This is a genomic window from Falsiroseomonas sp. (assembly GCF_051860665.1).
GTDB lineage: Bacteria > Pseudomonadota > Alphaproteobacteria > Acetobacterales > Acetobacteraceae > Falsiroseomonas.
Window position 1 is genome coordinate 1 of sequence record NZ_JBHYDM010000041.1, and the last position, 26612, is coordinate 26612.

The window sequence follows — 26612 nt, forward strand, 5'->3', positions numbered from 1 at the left end:
TAACGGGATTCCAAAGGGACCACTGTCCCTTTGGCAGGGGGTGCAGGGGGACAGCGTCCCCCTGCAATCACGCGAACACCCCTCCTCACCGCAGGGTCGGGTCCAGCCGGTCGCGGAGCCAGTCGCCCAGGAGGGAGACGGAGAGGGTGGTGAGGATGATGGTGAAGGCGGGGGCGAGGAGGATCCAGGGGGCGCGGGTCAGGTATTCGCGGCCATAGCCGACCATGGAGCCGAGGGATGTGGCGGGTGGTTGCACGCCGAGGCCGAGGAAGGAGAGGCCGGATTCCAGCAGGATGATTTCCGGGAAGGCGAGGGTCATGGAGACGATGAGGGTGGAGGCGATGTTCGGCAGCACGTGGCGCCCGTAGATCCGCCAGGGGGAGGCGCCGAGTTGGCGCACGGCGGCGGCGTAGCCCTGGCCGCTGGCGGAGATGGCGAGGCCGCGGGCGATGCGGGCGTAGCGTTCCCAGGCGTGGAAGCCGAGCAGGCAAATGAACAGTGCCATGGAGTTGCCGAAGAAGGCGAGGACCGAGAGGGCCAGGATCAGGAAGGGCAGGCTGGCGGAGAAGTCGACCAGGGCGAGGACGACCTGTTCGACGAAGCCGCGGAAGTGGGCGGCGAGGAAGCCCAGCGTGGTGCCGATGACGGCGCCGATGAGGGTGGCGCCGAAGGCGATGAGCAGGCTCATCCGGATCGAGTAGATCAGGCGGGCCAGCACGTCGCGGCCCAGCTCGTCGGTGCCCAGCGGGTGCAGCCAGGTGCCGCCCATGCCGATCGGGGGAGAGAGGCGGTTTCGCAGGTCGAGCGCCGTATAGGCGTAGGGGCTGATGACATCGGCCAGCAGCGCCGTGGCCAGCATCAGGCTCAGCCAGAGCAGGCCGAAGATCACCATCGGCGGCGGCAGCGGCCGCGCCTTGCGGGGCGCGGAGGTGGCGAGGGTGAGGGGGGCGGTGATGTCGGACATGGTTCAGGCCGCCGCGCGCTTGGGTTGGTTGCGAAGCCGCGGGTCGAGCAGGCCGTAGAGCAGGTCCACCACCAGGTTGGCGGTGACCATGGTGGCCGCGACCAGCAGCAGGATGCATTGCACGACGGCGAGGTCCCGGTTGGCGACGGCGACGACGAGCAGGCGTCCGACGCCGGGCCAGGAGAAGACGCTTTCGACCACCACGGCGCCGGCGATCAGGCTGCCCACCATGAATCCCACGATGGTGACGGTGGGGATGGCGGCGTTGGGCAGGGCGTGGCCCCAGACCACGGCGTGCCAGGGCACGCCCTTGGCCGAAGCGGTGCGGATATAGGGCTGGCCCAGCACCTCGAGCATGGCGGAGCGTGTGAAGCGGGCGAGGACCGCGGCGCCGCCGACGCCCATGGTGATGATCGGCAGGATGGCGTGGCGCCAGCTTTCCTGCCCGCCGGAGGGCAGCCAGCCGAGCTGCACGGCGAAGACCAGCACCAGCAGCAGGCCCAGCACGAAGGACGGCACGGTGAAGCCCGCGACGGCCAGCAGCATCACGGCGCGGTCGATGAAGGAATTGCGGTGCAGCGCGGCGGTGATGCCCGCGGGAATGCCGAGGCCGAGCTTGATGATCAGCGCGGGGATGGTGAGTGCCAGCGTGGCCGGAATGCGCTCCATCACCAGCACGATCGCATCGCGCCCGTCGCGCATGGAACGCCCGAGGTCGCCCTGGAAGATGGCCCCGAAATAGTGGAAGTATTGCAACCAGACCGGCTGATCAAGGCCCCAGGCGGTGCGGAAAGCGTCGACGGCCTCGGGCGGCGCATCGGCGCCCATGATGATCTGCGCGGGGTCGCCTGACAGGCGCAGCACGACAAAGGCGAAGGTCACCACCATGATGATGGTGACGGCGGCACGCAGCAGGCGGCTGGCGAGGAAACGCATCATGTCAGGCGGCCTTCTGCAGATTGCCGGGCGCGATCTCGCCCTGGGCCACATGGCAGGCGACGCGGCGTCCATCGCCGGGGCGTGGCTTCAGCACCGGGGTTTCGCGTGCACAGAGCGCGGAGGCCACGGCGCAGCGCGGATGGAAGGCGCAGCCGGAGGGACGGTCCGCGGGGTTCGGCGGATCGCCCTGCAGCACGATGCCGCGGCCGATCTTGCCGGGATGCGGGATCGCGGAGACGAGGGCCTGCGCATAGGGATGCGCCGGGTCGTGCAGCACCTCATCCGGCTCCCCTTCCTCGACGATGCGGCCGAGATACATCACGGCGACGCGGTGGCTGACCTGCCGCACCGCCCGCAGGTCGTGGCTGATGAACAGGATGCCGAGGCCGAGGCGGGATTGCAGCTCCACCAGCAGGTTCATCACCTGCGCCTGGATCGAGACATCCAGCGCGCTGATCGGCTCGTCGCAGACCAGCATGGCGGGGTCGGTTGCCAGCGCCCGGGCCAGCACGGCGCGCTGCCGCTGGCCGCCCGACAATTCGTGCGGATAGCGCGCGGCCTGGTCCGGCCGCAGGCCCACGCCGCGCAGCAATTCGGCGACGCGCGCGGCGCGTTCGACCGGCGTGCCGATGGCGTGGATTTCCAGCGGCTCCGCCACCTGCGCGCCGATCGGCAGGCGGCGATCCAGCGCGCCCAGCGGGTCCTGGAAGACCATCTGCATGCGCGCGCGCAGCTTGCGCCATTCGGGCGTGTTCGGCGCGGGCATGGGGCGACCCTCGAAGGCCACGCTGCCCGCATCCGGCCGTTCCAACCCCAGCACCAGGCGGCCCGTGGTGGACTTGCCGCAGCCGGATTCACCGACAAGGCCCAGGGTGCGGCCACGTTCCAGCGTCAGGGAGACGCCGTCCACGGCGCGGACTTCTACCGACTTGCCCAGGATTCCGCGCCGCATCGCGTAGCGGCGCGTGATGCCCTGCGCGACCAGCAGTTCCCCATCCTTCCTCATGCGTAGACGGTCTCCGGATGCGGGGCGGGAAGGGTGGCGCGGATGCAGGCGGCGCGGTGGTTGCGCGCCAGGCCCACCGGCTCCGGCACCGCCGCGTCGCAGGCGGAGACATGCATGGCGCAGCGCGGCGCGAAGGCGCAGCCGGGCGGCATGGCCCAGGGTTCCGGCACGCCGCCGGGAATGGCGGAGAGCGGCCGGCGCGGCCCGTGCAGCGGCGGCAGCGCGCCGAGCAGGCCGCGCGTATAGGGATGCGCCGGCGCCTCGAAGAGCCGCGCGGTCGGCACCTGTTCCACGATGCGCCCGGCATACATGACGCAGACCCGCTCGCAGCTATCGGCGACCACGCCGAGGTCATGCGAGATCAGCACCAGCGCCATGCCGGTGTCCTTCCGCAGCTCCTGCAGCAGGGTCAGGATCTGCGCCTGGATGGTGACGTCGAGCGCCGTCGTCGGCTCATCCGCCACCAGCAGTTCCGGCCGGCCGGCCAGCGCGATGGCGATCATCACGCGCTGGTTCTGCCCGCCGGAAAGCTCATGCGGCCAGGCATCCAGCCGGCGAGCGGCATCGGGGATGCCGACCTGGTCGAGCAGGCGCTTCGCCTCCGCGCGTGCCTGCGCGCCATCCATGCCGCGATGCAGGCGCAGCGCCTCGGTGATCTGCTTGCCGATGCGGTGCACCGGGTTGAGGCTGCTGGCGGGGTCCTGGAAGATCATGGCGATGCGGCCGCCGCGCACGCGGTCCAGCACCTGCGGCCGCGCATGCAGCAGTTCCTGCCCATCCAGCTTCACGCTGCCGCTGACGCTGGCGCGGCCCGGAAGCAGGCTCAGCGCCGCGAGCCAGGTGACGGACTTGCCGCAACCGGATTCGCCGACAAGGCCCACGGATTCCCCGGGCGCGACGTCCAGGTCGATTCCACGCAGCGCGGGCTGCCCGTCAAAACTGACGCGCAGGCCCTTGAGGGTGACCAGCGGCGCGCTCATGCGCCCCAGTTCCGGCTGCGGAAGTCCATGGAGAAGGACTGCGCGGCGTTCCAGGCGATGTCGCGGCGCTTGGCTGTGAGGTTCACCGACTGGTGCAGCACGGTATAGGCGGGGTCCTCGCGTTCCGCGATTTCCAGCATGCGGCGGAAGGCGGCGCGGCGGCGGGGGCGGTCCGTGCTGGTCTCCAGCTCCTGCGACAGGCGGCCGAATTCCTCGTTGCGCCATTCGCCGATCTGCCATTGCTGGCCTTCCGGCCCGTGCTGGGCGGTGATGGAGGCGGTGGGGTCGTTGAAGCTGGCGCTGTTCGACCAGTCGCGCACGCCGCGCTGGCCCTCGCGGGAGAGCACCTGCGGGAAATTCTCCCGCATCTCGATCTGCACATTCAGCCCGGCCTGGCGCCAGCCTTCCACCAGGATCTGCGCGGTGGGCGTCTGGTTGGTGTAGTAGTTGTTCAGCAGGCGATAGGGGATGGCCTCGCCGCGGTAATTCGCCTGGCGCAGCAGGCGGCGCGCCTCGGCCAGGTCGAACTTCGGCGCCTCCCAATCGGCGTGGAACATCTCGCCGTAGAATTCGAATTGCAGCCCCTTGGGCACCGGCGCGCGGCCATCCCACAGCGCGGCGGTGATGGCATCGCGGTCGATGCTGTGGGTGAAGGCACGGCGCACCAGCGGGTTGGCCAGCACCGGATGCGTCTTGTCGAAGACCGTCAGGCGATGGTTCATGATGGGGCCGCCCACCACCTGGTGGCGCGGGTTGCGCTGCACCGTCGCGATCTGGTCGGGCGGCATGTCGCAGGCGAAGTCGGCCTCGCCCGAGAGCAGCATGTTGATGCGCGATGCGACCTCCGGCACTTCCATGAAGCGCAGCCGCGCAATCGGCGGGCGGCCGCCCCAATAGTCGTCGAAGGCTTCCAGGATCAGCGACTGGTCGGGGCGGAATTCCGCCACGCGATAGGGGCCGGTGCCGATGGGCCGCCGTGCCCAGTCGAGCCAGGAGGCCGTCTTCTCGAAGGCGTCGCGGGAGAAGATGGCGCCGACATTGCGGCTGATGCGGCCTTCCAGCGTGACATCCGGCACCTTGTTGACGAAGCGCACGGTGTGACGGTCGACGATCTCGATGCGCTCGAAGGCCGGAAAGCTGCGGCGCGCCACGGCCAGCACCTCGGGCGGCGGCGTGCGGCCGGGGTTCTGGCCCGGAATCACGGCGAACAGGTTGCGCGCCTGCTCCACCGTCAGGCCCCAGCCCATGCGCTCGGGGCTGAAGGAGAAGGCGACGTCTTCCGCCTCCATCTCCCGCCCGTCATGGAAACGCACGCCGCGGCGCAGCGAGAGCTCCACCGTGCGGTCGTCGATGCGGCGCCAGGATTCGGCCAACGCCGGCTTCAGGCCGAGATCGCCGGTCCAGCTCTGCTCGATCAGCGTCTCGGCATAGCTGTGCCAGGTGCGGGTGCCGACATTGGACTGCTCGCGCAGCGGCTCCAGCGTGTTCGTATTCGCCAGCTTCTGCACCGCGATGGTGACGGTGGGGCGCTGATCCGCCTGGGCGATCGCGAAGCGCGGCAGGATGAGGGATGCGCCAGCCAGTCCGAAGACGTTGCGGCGGGTGAGGGTGGTCATTCTCAGGCTCCCCAATTGCTCGCGCGAAAATCCATGGTGAAGGACTGCGCGGCGCGCCAGGCGATGTCGCGGCGCTTGGCGGTGAAGTTTCCGTTGCGGTGCAGGACGGTATAGGCGGGGTCGTCACGCTCGATGATCTGCAGCATCTCGGCCCAGACCTGGCGGCGGCGCGGCCGATCGGTGCTGGATTGCAGCTCCTCCGCCAGCGTTCCGAAGCGTTCGTTGCGCCATTCGCCGCGCACCCAGGGCGCGCCGCCGCGGCCGTAGTTCGGCACCATCTGCGCGACGGGATCGGGCAGGGAGGAGGATTGCGACCAGTCGCGGATGCCCGGCTGCGTCGCGCGGCCGGTGATCTGGCCCCAATTCTCCATCATCTGCAGCTGGACATTCACGCCGGCGGCACGCCAGCCCTCGACCAGGATCTGCGCGGTCGCGGTCTGGTTGGTGTAGTAGTTGTTCAGGCAGCGATAGGGGATCGGCTCGCCGCGGTAATTCGCCTGGCGCAGCAGGCGGCGCGCCTCGGCCAGGTCGAAGGCCGGCACCTGCCAGTCCGCCACCAGCATGTCGTCGTAGAAATCCCATTGCAGCCCGCGCGGCACGTCGACACGGCCGGACCACAGCGCCTCCACGATCGACCGGCGGTCGATGCTGTGCGTCAGCGCGCGGCGCACCAGCGGATTGGCGAGCACCGGATGCTGCTGGTCGAAGCAGATGATGCGGGTGTTGTTGATCGGCCCGCCTGCGACCTCGAAGCGCGGATTGCGCTCGATCTGCGTGATCTGGTCGGGCGGAATGTCGCAGGCGAAGTCGGCCTCGCCCGAGAGCAGTGCATTGATGCGCGACGCCACTTCCGGCACCTGCACGAAGCGCAGCCGGCGGATCGGCGGGCGGCCCTGCCAGTGCTGATCGAAGGCCTCCAGCACCAGGATCTGGTCGGGCCGATATTCCGCAACGAAATAGGGGCCGGTGCCGATCGGCTTGCGCGCCCAGTCCTGCCAGGTGGCGGCGGCCTCGAAGGCGCGGCGATTGGCGATGACGGCGGCGGTGCGCGCCATCTGGCCTTCCAGCGTCAGGTCCGGCGTGCGGTTGATGAGGCGGATGGTGCGCGCATCCACCACCTCCATCCGTTCGAAGCCGGGGAAGATGCGGCGCGCCGTCTGCGCGGCGCCGGCGGGCGGGGCCTTCGCACCTTCCGGCCCGCCGCCCCACATGCGCTCCGGCCCGAAGGAGAAGGCGACCTCCTCCGCCGTCAGCGGATCGCCATTGTGGAAGCGCACGCCCTCGCGCAGCGTGAATTCCACGCTGCGGTCATCGATGCGGCGCCAGGATGTGGCGAGGCCCGGCTTCATCGACATGTCGCCGATCCAGTCGGTATCCACCAGCGGCTCGACATAGTTGCGGAAGATGCGCGTGCCGACGTTCGACTGCTCGGCCAGCATCTCCAGCATGTTCGAGGTGCTGATGTCCTGCACCGCGATGGTGATGACGGGGCGAGTATCGGCCTGCGCCAAGGCGGGTGCGGCGAGGGCGGCCGCGCCCAGCGGCGCGGCCAGCAGGGCGCGGCGGCGGAGCATGCTCAGCCCCCCCAGTTGCCGCGCCGGAAGTCCATCGCGAAGGCGGGGCTCGCCTTCCAGGGAATATCGCGGCGCTTCGCGGTGAAGGTCGCGTTCTGGTGGATCACGGTATAGGCGGGGTCCTCGCGCTCCGCGATCTCCAACATGCGGCGGAAGGCGGCGCGGCGGCGGGCGCGGTCGGTGCCGGTCTCCAGCTCCACGGCCAGGCGGTTCAGCTCCTCGTTGCTGTATTCGCCGACCTGCTGCTGCTGGCCGTTCGGGCCGTGCTGGTTCACCAGGGAGGAGACCGGGTCGTTGAACGGCGCGCTGTTGGACCAGTCGCGCACCGCGCGGGTCGGGCTGCGCTCCAGGATCTGCGACCAGTTCTCCTTCATCTCGATCTGCACGTTCAGGCCGACCTGGCGCCACATCTCCACCAGCACCTGCGCAGTCGCGTTCTGGTTGGTGTAGTAGTTGTTCAGCAGGCGATAGGGGATCGGCTCACCGCGGTAGTTCGCCTCGCGCAGCAGGCGACGTGCCAGTGCCGGGTCGAAGGCGGGCACGGACCAGTCGGCGTGGAACATCTGGTCGTAATAGGGCCATTGCAGGCCCTTCGGCACTTCGGTGCGGCCGGCCCAGAGGCTGTCGACGATCGCCTGGCGATCCATCGCATGCGTCATCGCGCGGCGCACGCGCGCGTCGCGCAGCGCCGGAAAATTCTTGTCGAAGCAGATCAGGCGGTGGTTGAGGATGGTGCCGCCCTGCACCTCGAAGCCGCGGTTGCGCTCGATGCTTTCGATCTGGTCGGGCGGGATGTCGCAGGCGAACTGGTATTCGCCGGAGAGCAGGCCGTTGATGCGCGACGAGACTTCCGGCACCTCCACGAAGCGGATTTGTTTCAATGGCGGCCGGCCGCCCCAATAGGCGTCATGCGCGACCAGGGTGAGGGAAACGTCGGGGCGGAACTCGGCGACCATATAGGGGCCGGTGGTGATCGGCTTGCGCGCCCAGTCGAGCCAGCTGGCGGCTTCTTCCCAGCCGCGGCGGCTCATGATCTCGCTGCCGAAGCGGCTGATGCGGCCTTCCAGCGTCACGTCCGGCGTCGCGTTGTGGAAGCGCACCGTGTACTTGTCGACGGCCTCCACACGCTCGAGCGCGGGCCAGGACCGGCGCGCCACGGCCGGCACCTCCGGCGGCAGTTCCTTGCCGGGGCGCGGTGCGGGCATGCCCTCGCCGATCGGGATGGTGCGACCCTGGGCGCTGGCCAGCGTGGTGCCGAACATGCGTTCGCGGGAGAAGGAGAAGACCACGTCCTCCGCCGTCATCTCGTCGCCATTGTGGAAGCGCACGCCGGGGCGCAGCTTCAGCTCCACCACCTGGTCCGAGAGGCGCGTCCATTCCGTGGCGAGGCCCGGCACGGCGCCGAGCTCGCCGAGCCAGTCGCGGCCGATCAGCCCTTCCCAGAGCGAGGAGAAGAAGACGCGCTCACCGACATTGGACTGCTCGCGCAGCACATCGAGCGTATTGCTGTTCACCACCTTCTGCACGGCGATGGTGATGGAGGGGCGGCTGTCGGCCTGCGCCACGGCGAAGCGCGGCAGCGCCAGCGCGGCGGGCGCGGCGAGAAGCAGGCGGCGGGAGATCGGCATGGGGCTTCTCCTTATTCGGCGGCGAGGCGCGTGGGCGGGATGGCGGCCGCGGGGCGGCGCTCCTCCAGCCCCTGCGGGGTGGCGCGGAAATGGGTGAGGGTGCGTTCGGCGTGGCGCAGGCGCAGCGAGAGGGCGCGCTGCGCATAAGCCTTCACGCGCGCTGCGTAGTCCGGATCCTCGGCGCGATTCTCGAACTGGTTCGGGTCGCGCTTCAGGTCGAAGAACAGCGGCGGCAGGGCGGCGAAGTGCACGTATTTGTAGTCGGCATCCTGCACGACGCAGAGGCTGGAGGTATCCATCGTCAGGCCCAGCTCGGTCTCGGGCTGCGAGTAGTGGATGTCGCGGAAGTCGTATTCGTAGTGGTGCAGGTCGCGCCAATCGGCCGGCTTCTCGCCGGCCAGCACCGGCAGCAGCGAACGGCCGTCGCAGGCGCGCGGCACCTGGCCGCCCAGGATGTCGAGGATGGTCGGCATCACATCGACGCTTTCCGTCAGCGTGTCGTCGATCAGCCCGGGCTGCGCGCCGGCACCCTTGATGACCAGGGGGATGCGGAAGCTCTGGTCGAAGTAGCCGAGCTTGCCGAGCAGCCAATGATCGCCGAGCTGCTCGCCATGGTCGGAAGTGAAGATAATGGTGGTGTCATCCCATTGCCCGGTCTGTTCGAGATAGGCGAAGACGCGGCCCAGCGCGTCGTCGATCTCGGTCATCAGCCCGCAGTAGCTGGCGCGCATCTGGCGGATGCTGGCCTCGTCCAGCCCGGCGCCGGCGCCCTGGCCGCCGCGGAAGAAGGACGCCTGGCCGATGGCGCGCAGGTAGTGGCGCAGCAGCGGATGCTGTTCCGCTTCCTCTTCCCACCGCGGCGCGCGGATGGGGGCCGGCATCTCCGCCGGGTCGTACATGCTGTTGTAGGGCGCGGGCGCGATGAAGGGCGGGTGCGGGCGGTAGTAGCCGAGGTGCAGGAACCACGGCTTGTCCCCCTTGCCCTTCAGATAGGTCAGCGCCTTCTCGGTGAAGAAGGTGGTGTCGGACAGTTCCTTCGGGATGCGGGAGGGGCGGTTGGTGGCGCCCGGCACGGCGTCCTCGCCCTCCGGCAGCCAGATATCCTCGCGCTTCGCCGGCAGCTCATAGCCCTGATGGGCGAGCCAGCCGAAATAGCCGTCCATGTTCGGCTCGAAGGCGCCGACACTGCGGAAACCGTCCATCAGGTCGCCGAGCGTGGTGAAGCGCGGGTCCTTGGGGCCGGTGCTGCGCGGGTCCGGTGTGGTGGTTGTGTAGCCGATCAGCGCGGGATCGTAGCCGATCAGGCGCAGCTGCTTGCCGAGATTGGTGTGGCGGGCATCCAGCGGCACCGTGTTCTGCACGGCGCGATGGTTCATCAGGTACAGGCCGGTCAGCAGGCTGGCGCGTGCCGGGCCGCAGGGCACGGTATTCGTCACATGGTTGCGGAAGGTCACACCCTCGCGGCACAGCCGGTCCAGGTTCGGCGTGCGCAGGAAATCCGCGCCGAGGACGGGCACGAAATCCGCCCGCCACTGATCCACCACGATGAGAAGTACGTTCTTCCGCCTGGCCATGCTGTGCCGCTCCATCCGATGGGGCGGGGCTTAGCCGGGGAGTGGCGTCCGTCTTGTGACGGCTGTGCTTAGTCTTTGTGACAGAAGGCGGGGTCGTACTTCTCGCAGAAGGATTCGGCGGACATCTTCCGCATGTCGTCCAGACCGCTGGCCAATTGCTCCCGTGTCCAGTCCCACCAGGCGATGCGCTGCAGGCTTTCGCGCACCGCCTCGCTGAAGCGGAAGCGCAGCACCCGCGCCGGATTCCCGACCGCGATGGCATAGGGCGGGATGTCCTTCGTCACCACGGCGCCGGCCCCGATCGCGGCCCCGGTGCCGATGGTCACGCCCGGCAGCACGATGACGCCATGGCCGAGCCAGACGTCATGCCCCAGGGTCACGCGGAAGCGGCGCCGCCAGTCGAAGAAGCCGGCCTCGTCGGGGCCGAGGCCATAGGCGCTGGCGCGATAGGTGACATGGCTCAGCGCCACGCGGTCCAGCGGATGATTGCCGGGATTGATGCGCGTGTGGCTGGCGATGGAGCAGAATTTTCCCACTGTCGCATAGATGATCTGGCTGTCGTGCACGACGTAGGAGTAGTCGCCGAACTCCGTCTCCGCGATGGAGGTGCGGGCGCCGACCTCGGTATAGATGCCGAAGCGCGTGTCGCGCACGCTGGCGGTGGGGTCGATGCAGGGCTCGAGGCCGAGCTGCTTCTTGGCGGTGGCAGGGTCCTGGTAGATGGTCATGCGCGGATCAGCCTCCATCGCAGCCAGCGGCTGCACGGTCGATGACAGCAAGGGCCGCCGGCATCATGGGCGGGATGCAGGCGGCCTTGTCCCGGTTGGGGATATGGATGTGCTCGGACCATGCCAGGCCGATGCCGCGGCGCCCAGGATGGGACGGAAGGCAGCCGCGCCGCCACCGCGACCGGAGGGACGGGGCTGCGGCGGGGGTGGGGGGGACGAGGCTGCCTGGCGCAGGCGAGTGCCAGGGCCTTGCGCCTGGATGCTCAGCGGGCCCGCAGCAGCTCGGGCACGCGCAGCAGGATCATCTCGTTGTCGTCGGCGCGCAGCAGATGGCGGCCGGCGCTGAAGGGCAGGTTGTTGTCGTTGCCGACGATGATGTGGTCCGCATCCACCATCGCCACATCCTCGATGGTGAAGAAGGGGAAGGTGAAGCGGTCGCGCGGCGCATCGGCCGGCAGGTCGCCGCGCTGGCGGGCCAGGCCCTCGCTGTCGCGGATCGCCATCAGGTCGATATGCCCGATCTTGCGCACGAAACCCTCGGCATCGGCGGCTCCGAGGTCGATCAGATAGACGCGCTTGAAGCGGGCGGGGCTGGGGAAGCAGGGCGCGGTGGCGGTCGGGCGCACGCCCTGGGCGCAGGCGAGGCCCGGGTCGCCCTCGCCATTGTCGCGCTCGATCACCAGCGCGCGGCGGTCATCGATGAAGTTGAAGTCGCCGATCGCGGTGGCGCCCGGCTCCAGCCGGTAGCGCAGGCTGCGGCCGGTCCAGGCGCCGCGGGGGATGGAGAATTCCAGCAGGCGCAGGAAGGCCCCCTCCGGCTCCGCCGAGCCGGCGGCGAAAAGCGGCTGCTCCAGCAGGCCCCACAGCGTCTGGCCATCCGGCGTCAGCGCCATGCCCTCATAGCCGCCGGAGCGGCGCACGCGGTGGCCGGCGCCGGCGGTGGGGCTGGCGGGCACCTGCAGGTCGGGGTTGTCCGGGCTGCGCAGCACTTGGCCATCCAGCTGCGTCGGCACCACGCGGGTCACATGCCCCTGCCGCGTGACATGCAGCAGGAAGGGGCCGAATTCCTCGCCGATCCAGAAGCCATCGGCCACCGGCTGGATGCTCTCCGGGTCGAAATCGGCGCCGGTCAGGTAGCGCGTCGCGCTGCCTTCCTGGGCGATGCGGAAGGGCACCCGGCGGTCGGGGTCGGAGAGGAAGATCGTCTCCAGCAGCGCCACCTGGCCGGTGGCGAAATCCGGCCGCACCTTGTGCAGCATCAGCATGGCGTCCGGGCTGGTCACCCGGGTGCCGAAGCCGTTGTCGGTCAGCACCCAGTAGCTGCCGGCCTCGCCCTCCACCGGCTTGATGCCCGAAAAGCCCTGCACCGGCTGGCCGATGAAGGGGAAGGAAATGCCGGTGCGGCGATTGCCATGCACCGCGCCGGTATCGCCGGCAAAGCTGCCGGGGCGCTCCGTGCGCTGGTTGCCGGGGCCCGCGAAACGGCCGGAGACCAGCAGGTCCCGCGGCGCATCGGCGGGCGGCAGCGCCATGGTGAAGGCGGGCAGGATCGCATGACCGGCCAGCTGCGCCTCGAACCTTTGATCGGCGACGGCGGCGGCGGACACGCCGAGGGTGAGCGCGGCGGTCAGGATCAAATGGCGCATCTTGGGGGCTCCGGGCCTTGCGGAGCCACGCCTTTAGCCAGCGGCCGTGACAGGCGCTTGACGGGGTTGTGACAGTGTCACGATGGGCAGTGGGCCATGCCGCAAGGGGGCACAGCTCATCCGGATGATCCGCGACCTGGTCCGGAAACGACCCCGCGCGACAGGCGGATTGTTATGCGATACAACAATTGCATCCGGTGCCGCTTGGCAGATGCCGGGGCGGCGACACATGGGCGGGACGGGCAGGGGAGAGAAGCACAATGCGCACCCAGGTTGGCATCATCGGCGCGGGCCCCGCGGGCCTGCTGCTCTCCCACCTGCTGCATCTGGCGGGGATCGACAGCGTGGTGCTGGAGGCGCGGTCGCGTTCCTATGTCGAGGAACGGGTGCGCGCCGGCCTGCTGGAACAGGGCAGCGTGGATACGCTGACCGAGGCCGGGGTCGCGGACCGCCTGCACCGCCAGGGCCTGGCGCATCACGGCATCGAGCTGCGCTTCGACGGCGTCGGCCACCGCATCCCGCTGACGGACCTCACCGGCAAGGTGGTCACCATCTATGGGCAGCAGGAGGTGGTGAAGGACCTGATCGCCGCGCGCCTGGCCGCCGGCACCCATTCCGGCAATCCGCCCATCCTGTTCGAGGTCTCGGATGTCGCGGTGCATGACGTGACCAGCGAGAACCCGCGCATCAGCTTCACGCATGAGGGGCGCGCGCAGGTGCTGGATTGCGCCTTCATCGGCGGCTGCGACGGGTTCCACGGCATCTGCCGCGGCGCGATCCCGGAGGAGCTGATCCGCGTCTATGACCGCATCTACCCCTTCGCCTGGCTCGGCATCCTGGCCCATTCCAAGCCGGTGTCGGAGGAGCTGATCTACGCCCGTCACCGCGACGGCTTTGCGCTGGCCACCATGCGGTCGGAGACCGTCACGCGGCTCTATTTGCAGTGCGCGCCGGACGAGGATCTTTCGCTCTGGCCCGATGCGCGGATCTGGGAGGAACTGCACAGGCGCCTCGGCTGCGGCGATGAGCTGCAGGAGGGGCCGATCTTCCAGAAGGGCGTGACCGCCATGCGCAGCTATGTGGTGGAGCCGATGCGCCATGGCCGTCTGTTCCTGGCCGGCGACGCCGCGCACATCGTGCCGCCGACGGGCGCCAAGGGCATGAACCTGGCCATTGCCGATATCCGCGTGCTGGCGCGGGGGCTGGAGCGGTTCTTCGCGAAGAACGACGCGACGCTGCTGGAGGACTACTCGAACATCTGCCTGCGCCGGATCTGGAAGGGGCAGCGCTTCTCCTGGTGGATGACCTCCATGCTGCACCGCTTCGACGGCGAGGACGCCTTCGAGCATCGCGTGCAGGTGGCGGAGCTGGATTATGTCGCGACCAGCCGGGCCGCGATGACCACGCTGGCGGAGAACTATGTGGGCCTGCCCTACGAGGTTTAAGAGGCCGCTTCAGAACGCGGTCGGCAAGGACTACGGTGGCGACCACGGTCCGATGAAGACACTCAAGACGTGCCTCCTGTTGGCGCTGCTTGGCTCGGCCGGTGCGGTCGCCGCCGGCACCTACTACGTGCTTTCGGCCTTTTCACTCGCCTCCAACATGGGCTTCGTGCCCCAAATGGCCTTTGCTACGGTCGCTGGCTACCGTGTTTTTCAAGCACACAGCCTGCCTTTGCCGGTCTTCACCTCAGGAACCGACGCCGAGGGGCCACCCTGCTTCACGGCCGGTGTGCCCAGGCAGGGTCTGGCGGCTGGATCTTCCTGTCGCTTTCCTTCCTGGGTCACGGGGGCACCGGCCCCTTTGGCCTGCTCGATTTGGAAAGGCGAAGTCTGCAACGTCATCGCGCTGCCGGCGGCACTGTACCGCGATGCGGTGTTCTTGGCTGCGATCGAGGGCTACGCCAACGACCCCTGCCGGTTCGTCGATGACTACCGACAGCTGCAACTGACCGCTGTGGCTTTGCCGACCGCTCACCTGCGATACTACGCTCAGGTGATCGATTTCGATTTTGGGTGCGCAGCGCTGGACGGGGACCAGCCCCGTGCTTCCCATTCAAGCAATATTTGGTCCAGGTTGAAGCCTTATCTGCTCCTGAAGAACGATAGCCAGACCGACACCTTGCTGGAATTCAGGATAAGGACGCCCGGAGCGCGAAGGGGCTGAGCGCGTGCGACAACGCCTCCACGCCCATTTCCACCATCACCTTCTTTGTCCTTGCGGCCGTCGCCGGCCCGCTCGGGTGCTTGGCGAAGGCGTCATGACGCTGTTTCTGACTCACGCCCCCCGCAGCCGGATCGTCATCTCCAGCCGCGTGCCGCTGCTGTCCGAGGTCCAGTGCACGGCGGAGCCGAGCTGCCGTCCAAAACTCTCGATCATGCGCATGCCGGTGCCGGTCTTGGGCGGCGGCACCGGCAGGCCCTGCCCGTCGTCCCATAGTCGCAGCCGCGCCCGCTGGGCGGGTGCGGCGGAGAGCGTCAGGCCGATGCGGCCGCTGCCCTCGCCGAAGGCGTGCTTCAGGCTGTTGGTGATGAACTCGTTCACCGCCAGGCCCAGCGGCGCCGCCTGGTCTGGGGATACGACCAGCCCGCGCTCCACCTCCAAGGCCAGCTGCACCCGCGCGGTGCTGCCCTCATGGAAGCTCAGCAGGCTGGCGCTGAGCTGGGCGAGGTATTCGCCGAGGTCGAGCTGGTCCACCTCGCCCGAGAGATGCAGCTTGTCATGCAGCAGGCGCAGAGCCTCCACCCGCCGGGCGACGCTGCGCAGCGCGGCGCGGCTTTCCGGCGCGCGCAGCTGGCGGGCCTGAAGGTCGAGGATCGCAACCATCACCTGCAGGTTGTTCTTCACCCGGTGCTGCAATTCCCGCAACAGCCGCTCATTGTCATCCGCCTTGCGCCGCAGCCGCGCATTGGCGCGCAGCCGCCCGACGGCGGAGGCCAGCAGATTCGCATAGGTGCGCAGGAAGGCGAGGTCCTGCTCGCCAAAGGCCTGGGGCCGGCGGCTGTCCACCTGCAGCACGCCATAGGGTGGCTTGCCGTCGAGGCCCATGATGACCACGCAGGCGCTGGCCCTGACGCCCTGCGCCTTGACGAAGTCCGGCACGTCGAAGCGCCTTTCCTCCGCCAGGTCGGGGGAGACCACCGCCTCCTTGCTGCGGAGTGCCAGGCCCTCCGGGCCCGTGCCGATATGGGTGGTCAGCGTGCCGACCACGCCGGGCGACCAGCCGATTCCGGCGCGGACCCGCAGCGTCTGGCCATCCGGCTCCAGCGCCACGACCTTGGCGAGGTCCGTGCCCAGGGCCTCCGCCACCAGGCGGCAGGCCTCGTGCAGGATGCGGTCGAGGTCCTCCGACATCAGCGCATATTCGCCGAAGCGGGCCAAGGCGGCCTGCTGGGCGAGAAGGTGCTCGGGTCTGGATCGCATCTCGGTGGGCATGCCGCCCCAAAGCTTTCGGGGCCGCGCTTGGTTGCCTCCGCCGCGGCCTCAGAAATGCGTCATGAGGCCCTGCCGGTCAGCTGCAGTCGTGGAAGCCGCCGCCCGGCAGCGGCACCAGCTCGAGGATGCCCAGCGTTTCGAAATCCGCCCCGCGCGGCGCCAGCACCAGCGCCGCGCCTTCGGGAAAGGCGCGGCCCCCCACCGCATCCCCGGCCACCATGATGGCCGGCGTGCGGTGGCCGAAGAGCAGGCGGTTGGTGCCCGGCGGGACCGCTTCCGAAAACAGCCGGCGGTGTTCCGCCAGCACCCAGGCGAGGCGCCCGCCGGCATAGTCATCCGCCAGCAGGCTCTCGGTGACGGTGACCTCCGCCGCGCCGAAGGCGAGCTCCGCCGTGTCCCGGGCGCGATAGACCGGACCCGCCAGCACCGGGCGCGCCACGGGGATGCCGAGCTCCGCCAGGCGTGCGCCGATGCGGGCCGACTGGGCGCGCCCCTGCGGCGAGAGGTTGCGCTGCCCGGGGCGGTCGCCGACCCGGAAACTGCGGTCGCAGGGCTCGCCGCGCGTATCGGCGTGGCGGAAGAACAGCACCAGCCCGCCCTGGCGCAGCCGCGTCACCAGCGCCGCGCCCTCCGCGCTGTCCACCGGCTGCGGCGTCAGGCGCTGCTGGGCGCGCGCCGGGGCGGCGGCGAGCAAGGCGAGCAGAAGGGTCCGGCGGTCAGTCGCCAAGAATCGCCTCCACCACCTCCTGCACCTCCAGCGCCTCCCGCAGCGTGGCGAGATCCTGCGGTTCGCCGCGGGTCAGGGCGGCCAATTTGGACAACTGGTCGCGCAGCACCATGGGGCGCATCTTCTCGTTCGGCAGGGCGTCGGGCGATGGGCGGAAGGTGCCATCGGCGTCCAGCTTCTCGGCCAGCGACCAGTCGCGCAGGCGGATGCTGCCGGATTCGGCCTCCAGCCGCCATTCATTGCTCTCGTCGCGATCGGTGCCGCCGACCTGGCCGGAAAGCAGCACCGGCGTGTCGCCGGCGATCAGCCGGGCGCGCACCGCCGTCTCCGCGCCATCGCCCGGCGGGAATTCCGCCGCGCGTTCCAGCAGCACCAGCTTGCCGAGCTGCCGGCGCGTCAGGAACAGGAAGTGGGAAAGCACCTCACGCGTGAAACCGCCCTCGGCGCGCTTGGCCAGCCAGCCGGCGGCGGCGTGCTGCCAGCCGCGCGGCCAGGTGGCGAAGTCGGCGCGGATGGTCAGCGCGCGCGGGGCGCCGAGGTCACCCCGCCAGGCGCGGAGCTGGGCCACGGCCGGGGAGGAGGCCATGGGGAAGTTGACGGCCGCGCGGGCGCCGGAGGCCTCGGCGGCCTCGACGAAGGCGCGCGCTTGCGCGAGGTCGGCGGCCAGCGGCTTTTCCAGGAAGGCGGCGCGGCCGGCGGCGAAGGCGGCGCCGGCATGTTCCAGGTGGGAGCTGGGCGGGGAGGCGATGTAGAGCGCATCGCAGGCCGCGATCACCGCCGCCGGGTTCTCGAGCATCGGCAGGCCGGGCGCGATCTCGGCCAGCCGCGCCGCGGCGGCCGGGGAGGGGTCCCAGACCGCGACCGGGCGGATCACATCCAGGTCATGCGCCAGCGCCGCGCGCAGCAGGCGTTCCCCCATGATGCCGAAGCCAACCACGCCCAATGCGACCGCCATGCGGAACCCCCGTGCCTGTGCTGGGGGATTTAGCCCGTGCCGCCCTCGCGTCCAGCCCGCAGGCCCAGCACCACCAGCGAGACCACGGCCAGCAGCCCGCAGGCGACGAAATAGGGCAGGGTCCAGCTGCCGGTGGTGGTGACCGCCCAGGCGAAGGCGCTGGGGGCCGAGAGATAGCCCAGGAAGCACAGCAGGATGGCCCCCGAGGAGGCCTCCGCCACCCGGTCCGGCGGGGCCACGCGGGCGACTTCGGCCAGGAAGATGCCGTTCCAGCTGGCCGCGGTGAAGCCGGCGGCCACCGCCAGCAGCAGCCCCAGCGCCCAATGCGCGCCGGGGCCGAACATGACCCAGAGCGCGGAGAGGCCGGCGGCGACCAGGCCATGGATCGCCAGGCTGCGCGTCGCATCGCCCAGCCGGTCCGCCGCCCAGCCCAGCACCAGCCGTCCGGCCACGCCCGCCACCTGCATGGCGGCGAAAAGGCTGCCGGCGGCGGCCAGGCCCATGCCATGCGCCTCCACCAGCCAGGTGACGGTGAAGGCGAAAAGGCTGCCCTGCAGGGCCGCGAAGGCGAAGGCCTGCAGGGTCAGCGGCGGCAGCACGCGGTGCATGCGCAGCGTATTCACCGGCGCGGCCAGGCGGCGGGGGGAGAAGGCCTCGCGCAGCGGCCGGGCGGGTTCGCGCTCCGCATCCAGCTGCGGGCGCAGCGGCTGGATCAGCAGGGCGCAGGCCAGGGCCACCCCGATGCCGGCCAGCAGCGCCACCTGCCAGCCGAAGGCCGCCGCCAGCGGCGCCGCCACCAGCCCGGCCAGCGCGCCCCCCGCCGGCGCGCCCGCCTGCTTGACGGAGAAGATCAGCACCCGGTGGCGCGGCGGCGCGGTGGCCTGCAGGATGCGGCTGCCGGCGGGGCCCGTCGGGCCATAGCCGATGCCCATCAGCAGCGCGGCGAAGGGCAGCATCCAGACGATGCCGGCGGCCGCCGTCAGCAGCGCCAGGCTGCCCAGCAGCGCGCCGGCCTGCAGCATGCGCAGCGGCCCGAAGCGGGCGACCAGCGGCGTGCCGAACAGCAGGAAGAGGATGGCGCCCAGCGTATTGACGCTGGCGAAATTCCCGACGCTTTCCGGCCTTAGGCCAAGATCCAGGGTCATCAGCGGCGCCACCACGGGCACCGCCTGGCTCAGGAAGGTGCCCACCGTCTGCATCAGCAGGGTGGCGGAAAGCGCGGCGACCCAGGGCTTGATCACGCGCCCTTCAGCGCCGCAGCCGCAGGTCGAGGCCGCGGGCGATCCAGCGCGCCTCGATGCTGTCGAGATCCGTCATGCCGGAGGGCCGCGCCTTGGAGGGCTGGTCGCGCAGCGCCGGCGCGCGGTCGCGCTGCCAGATGCCGTAGAGCCGGCGCAGCTCCACCAGCGGCAGCGGATGGTCGTCGACGCGCAGCGAAAGGTCGGGGAAATCCTCCGTCGTGGTCAGCACCAGGGCGGCGGATTGCCGGCCGCGCCGGTCGCCGCCCGCGGCCTCCCCGGCATCGAGGGCGGCCAGCAGGCGCTCGGCGAGCGGAAGGTCGGGGTTGGTGACGAAGCCCGCATAGGTATCGGCCAGCACCGCGGGTCCGGCCAGCATATTGCCGGCGAAGGAGACATGGGCGGAGGTGACGTCGCCGCACCATTCCACGCAATTGGCGCCGGTGAAGGCGGCGCTGCGGCCGTGCCGGTCCACCGCATGGATCTGCCGCAGCCCGCGCCCCTCATCGCCGGCCAGCGCACCCTCGATGGCGGCTGCCGGCGACAGGCCGCGCGCCATGCCGTCCAGCACCGCGGGGCCCAGGTAGCGGTTGGTCATCGACTGGGTGGAGACCGCGCCGACGCCGGACCGCACGAAGGGGCAGGAGGCACCGACGGCGAAGGCGCAGGTGGTGACGGCCACCGCGAAGGCGCCTGTCTCCGGGTCATGGGCAACGATGGACCAGGTCATGGCAGACATCCGACTCGCAATGACCGTCACACTACAAGGCCTTCCGCGATTGCGCGCCAGCCCGCACTCGGCCATTTTGGGCCCAAGCAACACGAGAGGAAACACGCATGTCGTCCAGGGTCTCGCGCCGCCATGTCCTGGCTGGAATCGGGGTGCTTGCGGCGCCTGGCATCCTGCGCGCGCAGCCGGCCTGGCCGGACCGGCCGATCCGCCTGATCGTGCCCTTCGGCGCCGGCGGGGCGATCGACACGCTGTCCCGCACCGTCGCCTCCAAATTCGCCGAGGTCACCGGCGGCCAGACCCTTGTGGTGGAGAACCGCCCCGGCGCCGGCGGCACCATCGCCGGCGCGGCGGTGGCGCGCGAAAGGCCGGATGGGCTGACGCTGATGATGGCCGATATCGGCGCCAATGCCATCGGCAAGGAGCTGATCCCGAGCCTCTCCTACGACCCGCCCACCGCCTTCACGCCCATCATCCACCTGGTGAACCTGCCGGCGGTGCTGATGGCGCATCCCTCCGTCACCGCCACCACGGTGCAGCAGGTGATCGATCAGGCGAAGGCGCGGCCGGATGGCTTCACCTATTCCTCCGCCGGCAATGGCAATGGCAGCCACCTGTTCATGGCGCTGTTCCTAAAGGAGGCCGGCATCCGCATGGTGCATGTGCCCTACCGCTCGGGCGCCGAGATGGTCACGGCGCTGATGCGCGGCGATGCGCAATTCGGCTTCCCCACCGTCTCCTCCGGCATCGGCCAGATCCGGGAGGGCAATGCGCGGGCGATCGCCGTGGGCAATGCCAGCGGCACGCCGCTGCTGCCGAATGCGCCGGCCATCTCCACCGTGCTGCCGAATTTCGAGGTGGCGGTCTGGCACGGCATCGTGGCTCCCGCCGGCATGGATCCCGGACTGGCGCGGCAGATCAACCAGGTCTTCGGGCGCATCGCCGCCATGCCGGATGTGCAGCAGCGCATCTTCGAGACCCAGGCGGGCAATGTGGTCGGCGGATCGCCGGCCGATTTCGCGGCGCATATCGCGCGCGAGGTGGCGCGCTGGACGCCGATCATCCGCGAGGGCGGGATCGCGAGCGGCTGAGGCGAATCGCCCCGCCGTCGGCTGGCGGCGGGGACTTCCACGGCGCATCGCTTCGTGTGAATGAGAATCATTCGCATCGAATCGAGGCCCCGCATGACCGCCATCCCGCACCCCCGCGCCCGCTGGATGGACCCCTCCACCGGCGCGCTGCTCGATGCCCCCGGCCTGATGCAGAGCCTCTCCACCCGCCAGGCGGTGCTGCTGGGGGAGACGCATGACGTTGCGGAAATCCATCGCTGGCAGCTGCAGGTCACCACCTGCCTGCATCTGCTGCGCCCGAACATGGCCGTGGGCTTCGAGATGTTCCCCCGCCGCGTCCAGCCGGTGCTGGACCGCTGGGTGGCGGGCGGGCTGCGCACCGCGGATTTCCTGCGCGAGGTGGAATGGCAGACGGTCTGGGGCTTCCCGCCCGAGATCTACCTGCCGCTGTTCCATTTCTGCCGCCAGCAGGCGGTGCCCATGCTGGCGTTGAACTGCCACCGCCCGCTGGTGACGCGCGTCGGCAAGGAGGGCTGGGAGGCGGTGCCGGAGGATGAGCGGGATGGCCTGACCCCCGCCGCGGCGCCCACCCCCGGCCACCGCGCCTATATCGCCCGGCTGACCGGAAGGCCGGAGGCCGAGATCTCGGACCGCTTCCTGCGCGCCCAGCAGGTCTGGGACCGCGCCTTCGCCTGCAACATCGCCCGCCATGTCGCGGCCGCCAGCGGGCCGAAGCCGCTGGTGGTGGGCATCATCGGCCGCGGCCACCTGGACCATGGCCACGGCACGCCGCACCAGCTGCGCGACCTCGGCATCACGGATGTCGCCGTGCTGGCACCGAGCGAAGCGCCGATGCTGGACCCGGCGGAGATGGCGGGCATCGCTGAGGCGGTGTTCCGCATCGACCGGCCGGAGGAACCGGCGCCGCGGGCGGTGGCCGCGTGAGGCGTCAGCCCTTCTTCACCCAGCCCTCGCCGCCCGGCGGCCGCTGTAGCATCGGGCGCTCGAAAATCTCGCCCAGCGCCGCGTAATAGGGGCCGCCGAGCCGGGCCACCGGGCGCATCTTCGTCGCATCCACCCGGCTGCCGTCGAAGACGGTGTTGGACAGGTGGAAGGCCACGATCTCCCCGATATAGAGCGTGTTGACGCCGCGCCCGAGGGTGATCGCCTGGTCCAGCCGGCATTCCATCTGCACCGGGGAGGCGGCGATGCGGGGCGGCTTCACGCGGCGGCTGGGCAGCAGGGCGATACCCAGCGCCTCGGTCTCGCTGACATCGGCGGGGTAGTCCGCGGCCGAGCGATGCATCACCTCCATCGTCGCCTCGGTCGCGACATTCACCACGAATTCCCGGCTTTCGAGGATATTGCGCGCGGTGTCCTTCACCTCGCCATCCGTGCCGGCGCGGGTCGCGATATTGATCGCCAGCATGGGCGGGCTGGTGGCGACATAGTTGTAGGAGCTGAAGGGCGCGGCATTGACCCGGCCGCTGGCGTCCACCGTGGTGATCCAGGCGATCGGCCGCGGCACCACGCAGCCCACCACCAGGCGATAGGCCGCGGCGCTATCCAGGCCCTCGGCGTCGATAAAGCTGTAATCGGTCATGCGATCCCACCCCGTGCGGCGCTGTGCCGCCTCCGGGTCTATGGACCAGGAAGATGACCTTTTGTCGACCGGGGCCGTCAGGCCTTTCGGGCCAGCATGACGAAGGCCAGCGCATCCTCCGGCCCGGCGCGGCGGCCGAGGCGGCGGGCGGCCTCGATGAATTCCGGCTCCTCCTCCAGCGCCGCGAGGCCCGGCGCCGCGCCGGGCAGGGCCCAGCCGGGCGAGAGGAAGCAGCCATCGCTGCGCACCACCTGCAGCCCCGCCGCGCGCAGCATCCCCGTCACCTCGGCGGGCGTGAAGCCCAGCGGCGGCACGGGCAGGCCGAGCCGGCGCTGGGCGCGCAGCGGCAGGCTGTCGCGGTTCATCGCGCTCAGCATCAGCCGGCCGCCCTGCGCCAGCACGCGGGCGGCCTCGGCCAGGGCGCCGGCCGGGTCGGCCAGCATCTCCAGGCTGTCGAGCAGCAGCACGGTGTCGAAGCTCGCGGCCGGGAAGGCGAGTTGCGCCGCATCCATGCGGGCGAAGCTGAAGCGCGACTGGCCGGCATGGCGCGCCTCGGCGGCGGTGATGATCTCGGCCGAGAGGTCGATGCCGGTGATGCGCGCCGCGCCCGGCAGCAGCGGGCCGAGCCGGCCCTCGCCGCAGGCCAGGTCGAGCACCGCCTCCTCCCTCGCATCGCCCAGATACTCGGCGACCAGGCGATCCAGCTCCGCCTGGAAGGCGGCCTCCCGCGCCGGGGCGGGGGCGCCGGGCGCCAGCCAGGGCCGCGGCGGCGCCGCCGCCTGGCGGGCGGGCGGGCGGGGCGGCCGGGGCGGGGCAGGCGGGACGGGCGCCGGGCGCGGCGCCGGTGCAGGCGCGGACGGCGGTTCGGGCATGGCGGCGGCCACCGGTTCAGGCTCCGGTTCGGGCGGCAGGGCCAGCCGGTTCACCTCGAAGGCGCGGACATGGTCGGTCTCGGTCAGGTCCGGCAGGCCCGGGCCGGGTTGGGCGAAGACGACGAAGACCGGATTGGCGAAGACCGGCTGCGCCGCCTGCGGCAGCGCGTCCAGGAAGCGGCGGGGGATGCGGTCGAGCTCGCCCTTGTGCACCACCACCCAGGCGAAATCGGCGGGTGTGGCCTTGGCCGCGGCGGCAAAGGCTTCGCTGCGGGGAATCGCCCAGCGGAAGGGATCGGGCGCCACCACCCGGTCCGGCGGCGCCAGGCGGCTGCGCAGGAAGAGCGCGGTCTCCGCCCAGGCGGTGTCGTCATGCGGGAAGGACATGCGGAGGGAAGCGCCTGCTGGTTTGCCAGGAGTTTCGCGGCCGAAGCCGCGCGGATCAAGCCGGCGGGCAGCCGAGCTGGTCGGCCAGCGCCGGAAAGCTGGCCGCCACGAAATCCCACTCCTGCTCCGGCGCCAAATCCTTCTCCTGGTCCGGCCCGTACTCGGTCGGGCGCGGGACGAAGGCGGTGCGGAAGCCGCAGCGCCGCGCCGCTGCCAGGTCGCCATTATGCGCCGCCACCAGCATGCAGGCCTCCGGCGGCAGCCCCAGGATCTCGGCGGTGCGGAGATAGGCTTCCGGGCTCGGCTTGTAGGCCTGCGCCACCTCCGCCCCCAGGATCGCATCCCAGGGCAGGCCGGCGCGTTTCGCCAGGTTCAGCATCAGCGCGATATTGCCGTTGGACAGCGGCGCGATGATGAAGCGGGTCTTCAGCCGCCGCAGACCCTCGACACTGTCCGGCCAGGGATCCAGGCGATGCCAGGCCTTGTTCAGGTGATCGAGCGTGGCCTCGTCCAGCCCCGCCGGGGCAATGCCGTGGTCGGCCAGCACGGCTTCCAGGTTCTCGCGATGCAGGATGTCGAGCCGGGTGAAGGGGCGGGCGCCGCTGCGCACCGCCTCCATCGCCGGCTGGTAGCGCCGGCGCCAGGCCGCCGCGAAGGCGAGCGGGTCGACGCCCGGCGCGTATTCGGCGAGGAAGGGCGCCGCCTCCCGCGCCACCGATGTGCGCCAATCCACCACGGTGCCGAAGACATCGAAGAGAAGGGCGCGCACCGGCGGGGCCATCACTCGGCGGCCTTGGGCAGGTTGCCGGCGGCCTCGGCCCACTTCCGGTCGAATTCCCAGACCTCCGGGAAGCCCATCAGCTCGCACATTTTCGCAAAACTATAGGCGTCGTTGACGCCCATGTTGTTGGAGTGGCCATCGGCCTTGAGCTGCGAATAGGCCTTCTCCAGCGCCGCCGCGACGGTCAGGAAGCCGACCGCCGGATAGATGGCGATGCGGTAGCCCATGGCATGCAGCCGGTCCGCGGGCACGATCGGCGTGCGGCCGCCCTCGACCATGTTCGCGAAGAGCGGCTTCTTGATGTGCCGGCCGACCTCGGCCATCTCGGCCTCGCTCTCCGGGCTCTCGATGAAGATCACATCGGCGCCGGCTTCCGCATACATCAGGCCGCGGCGGATCGCCTCGTCCAGGCCGAGCGCGGTGCGGGCATCGGTGCGGGCGATGATGAGGAAATCCTCGCTCTGGCGCGCTTCCGCGGCGACGCGGATCTTCAGCGCCATCTCCTCGGCCGGGATCACCTTGCGGCCCGGCGTATGGCCGCACTTCTTGGGCACTTCCTGGTCCTCGAGCTGGATGGCGGTGACGCCCGCATTCTCATAGCCGCGCACGGTGTGGCGCACGTTCAGCAGGCCGCCATAGCCGGTATCGGCATCGGAGATCACCGGCGTCTTGCAGCCCTTGGCGATGGTGCCCATGCGGCTGACCATGTCCGTGTAGGTCGCGATGCCCGCATCGGCCAGGCCGAGATGCGAGGCCGTGACACCGAAGCCGGTCGCGTAGAGCGCCTTGAAGCCGAGCCCATCCGCGACCTTGGCGGAGATCATGTCGAACACGCCGGGGGCGAGGACGAATTCATCGGCGCGAAGCGCCTGGCGGAGCGAGGGATGCGGCATGACGAGAATCCTTCAGGCGTCGGTGAGGAGGAAGGGCACATTGGCACGGTCTGCGATGGCGCGGATCTGCGCCTCCAGCCCGGCCGGGATGGGAATGCCATGGGCGCTGCGCTCGGCGTGCTCGGCGCGCTCCGGGTCGCCGGGCACCAGCACGGGCTGGGCGGGGTCGGCGGCCGGCGTCGCGCGCAGCACATCCACCACCTGGTCCAGGTCCTGCTCGAAATCGCCCTGCGGGCGGAAGGCGGCGGGGTCGATCGCCAGCATGAAATGGCCGATGTCGTCGGGGTCCTCCGGCCGCTGGGTCTTCACCCGGATCGGGGAGAAGGAGGCACCGGACAGGGTGGCGCCGAGGATATGCGCCATGAGTCCCAGGCCATAGCCCTTGTGGCTGGCCATGTCCGGCGTGCCGCCGACGGGCGAAAGGCCGCCTTCGGGCTTCTGGAAGACCTGGGCGACGGCGGCGGCGCCATCGGTGACCGGATTGCCGGCGCCATCCATCACCCAGCCGGCCGGGATCGGCTTGTTGCGCAGCGCCTTGGCCTTCACCTTGTTGGCCGCCGCCGTGGTGGTCGCCATGTCGAGCAGCACGGGCGGCTGGCGCTGGCCGGGGGCGGCGAAGGCGATGGGATTGGTGCCGAGCACCGGCACCGCACCATGGGTCGGCACCATGGCCATGGTGCGGGTGCCGCTGGTGACCAGGCCGAGGCAGCCATTCTTCGCGGCCAGCTTCACATACCATCCGGCGGCGCCGAAATGGTGGCTGTTGCGCACCGCGACGGCGCCGATGCCGTGCTGCTTGGCGCGCTGGATCGCCAGCCGCATCGCAAAGCTTGCCGCCGGGTGGCCGAGGCCGGCGCCGCCATCCACCAGCGCCACCGCGCCATTGTCGCGTTCGATGCGGGGGCGGCTGTCCAGCTTCACCTGGCCGGCCTGGCGCATGCCCTCATAGCTCGCCAGCATGCCGATTCCATGGCTGTCGACGCCGGCGAGGTCGGTGTCGAGCATCACCTCGGCGGTTTCCGCCGCCAGGTCCTCCGGCATGCCCCAGGCGCCGAGGATGGCCAGGATCTGTGCCCGCACGCTCTCCGCACTTGCCCGCATGGTCTGGTCGTTTCCCCCTTCGTCGCAGGGCGCAAGGGGTGGACCGGGCCGGGCGCGGCGTCAATCGGGCCGGACCCGGGGCGAGGTCGGGTATTTTGTATTGGAATCAAATCGATTGTGCCGCCCCCGGCCGCCTCGCTAGAATTGGCGGGGAAGGCCGGGACG

The 26612-nt window shown here is 70.4% G+C and carries 24 protein-coding genes; 4 read left to right on the forward strand and 20 right to left on the reverse strand.

From position 1 onward, the window contains the following. Window positions 1–85: 85 nt before the first annotated feature. The 10 genes from ACTIF1_RS24170 to ACTIF1_RS24215 form a co-directional block, all read right to left on the reverse strand. Complete coding sequence (locus ACTIF1_RS24170; RefSeq protein ID WP_439599015.1) at window positions 86–964, reverse strand: ABC transporter permease; 879 nt, start codon at window positions 962–964, stop codon at window positions 86–88. 3 nt (window positions 965–967) lie between these two features. Further along, window positions 968–1903: an ABC transporter permease gene (locus tag ACTIF1_RS24175; protein WP_439599016.1), complete on the reverse strand. Its 936-nt coding sequence runs from the start codon at window positions 1901–1903 to the stop codon at window positions 968–970. Between the two features lies 1 nt (window position 1904). After that, window positions 1905–2909 (reverse strand): ABC transporter ATP-binding protein, encoded by a 1005-nt coding sequence (locus tag ACTIF1_RS24180; protein WP_439599017.1) that lies wholly within the window; start codon window positions 2907–2909, stop codon window positions 1905–1907. Further along, complete coding sequence (locus ACTIF1_RS24185; protein WP_439599018.1) at window positions 2906–3889, reverse strand: ABC transporter ATP-binding protein; 984 nt, start codon at window positions 3887–3889, stop codon at window positions 2906–2908. Before ACTIF1_RS24185 ends, ACTIF1_RS24180 begins: the two co-directional genes overlap by 4 nt. Further along, window positions 3886–5505: an ABC transporter substrate-binding protein gene (locus ACTIF1_RS24190; protein WP_439599019.1), complete on the reverse strand. Its 1620-nt coding sequence runs from the start codon at window positions 5503–5505 to the stop codon at window positions 3886–3888. Before ACTIF1_RS24190 ends, ACTIF1_RS24185 begins: the two co-directional genes overlap by 4 nt. A 2-nt stretch (window positions 5506–5507) precedes the next feature. After that, a complete protein-coding gene (locus tag ACTIF1_RS24195; RefSeq protein ID WP_439599020.1) occupies window positions 5508–7079 on the reverse strand; it encodes an ABC transporter substrate-binding protein in 1572 nt (523 codons plus the stop codon). A gap of 2 nt (window positions 7080–7081) precedes the next feature. Then, entirely contained in the window at window positions 7082–8707 is a 1626-nt protein-coding gene (locus tag ACTIF1_RS24200; protein WP_439599021.1) for an ABC transporter substrate-binding protein, read from the reverse strand. Window positions 8708–8718: 11 nt separating this feature from the next. After that, entirely contained in the window at window positions 8719–10281 is a 1563-nt protein-coding gene (pehA, locus tag ACTIF1_RS24205) for a phosphoric/sulfuric ester hydrolase PehA (RefSeq protein WP_439599022.1), read from the reverse strand. A 68-nt stretch (window positions 10282–10349) separates the two neighbouring features. Beyond that, the gene (locus ACTIF1_RS24210) at window positions 10350–11009 is read right to left on the reverse strand and encodes a chloramphenicol acetyltransferase (RefSeq protein ID WP_439599023.1); all 660 of its coding nucleotides are present in this window, start codon (window positions 11007–11009) and stop codon (window positions 10350–10352) included. Between the two features lie 263 nt (window positions 11010–11272). Continuing rightward, window positions 11273–12655, reverse strand: a complete 1383-nt coding sequence (locus ACTIF1_RS24215) for an esterase-like activity of phytase family protein (protein ID WP_439599024.1) — start codon at window positions 12653–12655, stop codon at window positions 11273–11275. Window positions 12656–12915: 260 nt separating this feature from the next. On the opposite strand from ACTIF1_RS24215, the gene pobA reads away from it, so the two are divergent. Next, window positions 12916–14100 carry a 4-hydroxybenzoate 3-monooxygenase gene (pobA, locus tag ACTIF1_RS24220; protein ID WP_439599025.1) on the forward strand — a complete coding sequence of 395 codons (1185 nt, stop codon included), beginning with the start codon at window positions 12916–12918 and terminating at the stop codon, window positions 14098–14100. A gap of 52 nt (window positions 14101–14152) precedes the next feature. Beyond that, the gene (locus tag ACTIF1_RS24225) at window positions 14153–14821 is read left to right on the forward strand and encodes a hypothetical protein (protein ID WP_439599026.1); all 669 of its coding nucleotides are present in this window, start codon (window positions 14153–14155) and stop codon (window positions 14819–14821) included. Window positions 14822–14932: 111 nt separating this feature from the next. Here ACTIF1_RS24225 and ACTIF1_RS24230 read toward each other — a convergent pair whose 3' ends face one another. From ACTIF1_RS24230 to ACTIF1_RS24250, 5 genes are all read right to left on the reverse strand, one after another. Further along, entirely contained in the window at window positions 14933–16078 is a 1146-nt protein-coding gene (locus ACTIF1_RS24230; RefSeq protein WP_439599027.1) for a sensor histidine kinase, read from the reverse strand. Between the two features lie 88 nt (window positions 16079–16166). After that, a complete protein-coding gene (locus ACTIF1_RS24235; RefSeq protein WP_439599028.1) occupies window positions 16167–16817 on the reverse strand; it encodes a histidine phosphatase family protein in 651 nt (216 codons plus the stop codon). Then, window positions 16807–17772: a Gfo/Idh/MocA family oxidoreductase gene (locus tag ACTIF1_RS24240; RefSeq protein ID WP_439599029.1), complete on the reverse strand. Its 966-nt coding sequence runs from the start codon at window positions 17770–17772 to the stop codon at window positions 16807–16809. Before ACTIF1_RS24240 ends, ACTIF1_RS24235 begins: the two co-directional genes overlap by 11 nt. A 29-nt stretch (window positions 17773–17801) precedes the next feature. After that, the gene (locus ACTIF1_RS24245) at window positions 17802–19013 is read right to left on the reverse strand and encodes an MFS transporter (protein WP_439599030.1); all 1212 of its coding nucleotides are present in this window, start codon (window positions 19011–19013) and stop codon (window positions 17802–17804) included. Between the two features lie 7 nt (window positions 19014–19020). Next, the gene (locus ACTIF1_RS24250; protein ID WP_439599031.1) at window positions 19021–19740 is read right to left on the reverse strand and encodes a DUF1028 domain-containing protein; all 720 of its coding nucleotides are present in this window, start codon (window positions 19738–19740) and stop codon (window positions 19021–19023) included. A 107-nt stretch (window positions 19741–19847) separates the two neighbouring features. Between ACTIF1_RS24250 and ACTIF1_RS24255 the strand changes: the two genes are divergently transcribed. Together ACTIF1_RS24255 and ACTIF1_RS24260 are read left to right on the forward strand one after the other, a co-directional pair. Further along, a complete protein-coding gene (locus ACTIF1_RS24255; protein ID WP_439599032.1) occupies window positions 19848–20831 on the forward strand; it encodes a Bug family tripartite tricarboxylate transporter substrate binding protein in 984 nt (327 codons plus the stop codon). A 93-nt stretch (window positions 20832–20924) separates the two neighbouring features. Continuing rightward, complete coding sequence (locus ACTIF1_RS24260) at window positions 20925–21755, forward strand: ChaN family lipoprotein (RefSeq protein ID WP_439599033.1); 831 nt, start codon at window positions 20925–20927, stop codon at window positions 21753–21755. 4 nt (window positions 21756–21759) lie between these two features. On the opposite strand, the gene ACTIF1_RS24265 is transcribed toward ACTIF1_RS24260, so the two are convergent. From ACTIF1_RS24265 to ACTIF1_RS24285, 5 genes are all read right to left on the reverse strand, one after another. Then, window positions 21760–22413 (reverse strand): flavin reductase family protein, encoded by a 654-nt coding sequence (locus ACTIF1_RS24265; RefSeq protein ID WP_439599034.1) that lies wholly within the window; start codon window positions 22411–22413, stop codon window positions 21760–21762. 77 nt (window positions 22414–22490) lie between these two features. After that, the gene (locus tag ACTIF1_RS24270) at window positions 22491–23672 is read right to left on the reverse strand and encodes a class I SAM-dependent methyltransferase (RefSeq protein ID WP_439599035.1); all 1182 of its coding nucleotides are present in this window, start codon (window positions 23670–23672) and stop codon (window positions 22491–22493) included. Window positions 23673–23727: 55 nt separating this feature from the next. Next, complete coding sequence (locus ACTIF1_RS24275) at window positions 23728–24453, reverse strand: haloacid dehalogenase type II (RefSeq protein ID WP_439599036.1); 726 nt, start codon at window positions 24451–24453, stop codon at window positions 23728–23730. Further along, complete coding sequence (locus tag ACTIF1_RS24280; protein ID WP_439599037.1) at window positions 24453–25346, reverse strand: isocitrate lyase/PEP mutase family protein; 894 nt, start codon at window positions 25344–25346, stop codon at window positions 24453–24455. Before ACTIF1_RS24280 ends, ACTIF1_RS24275 begins: the two co-directional genes overlap by 1 nt. 12 nt (window positions 25347–25358) lie before the next feature. Then, window positions 25359–26447, reverse strand: a complete 1089-nt coding sequence (locus ACTIF1_RS24285) for an Ldh family oxidoreductase (RefSeq protein ID WP_439599038.1) — start codon at window positions 26445–26447, stop codon at window positions 25359–25361. Window positions 26448–26612 lie beyond the last annotated feature (165 nt).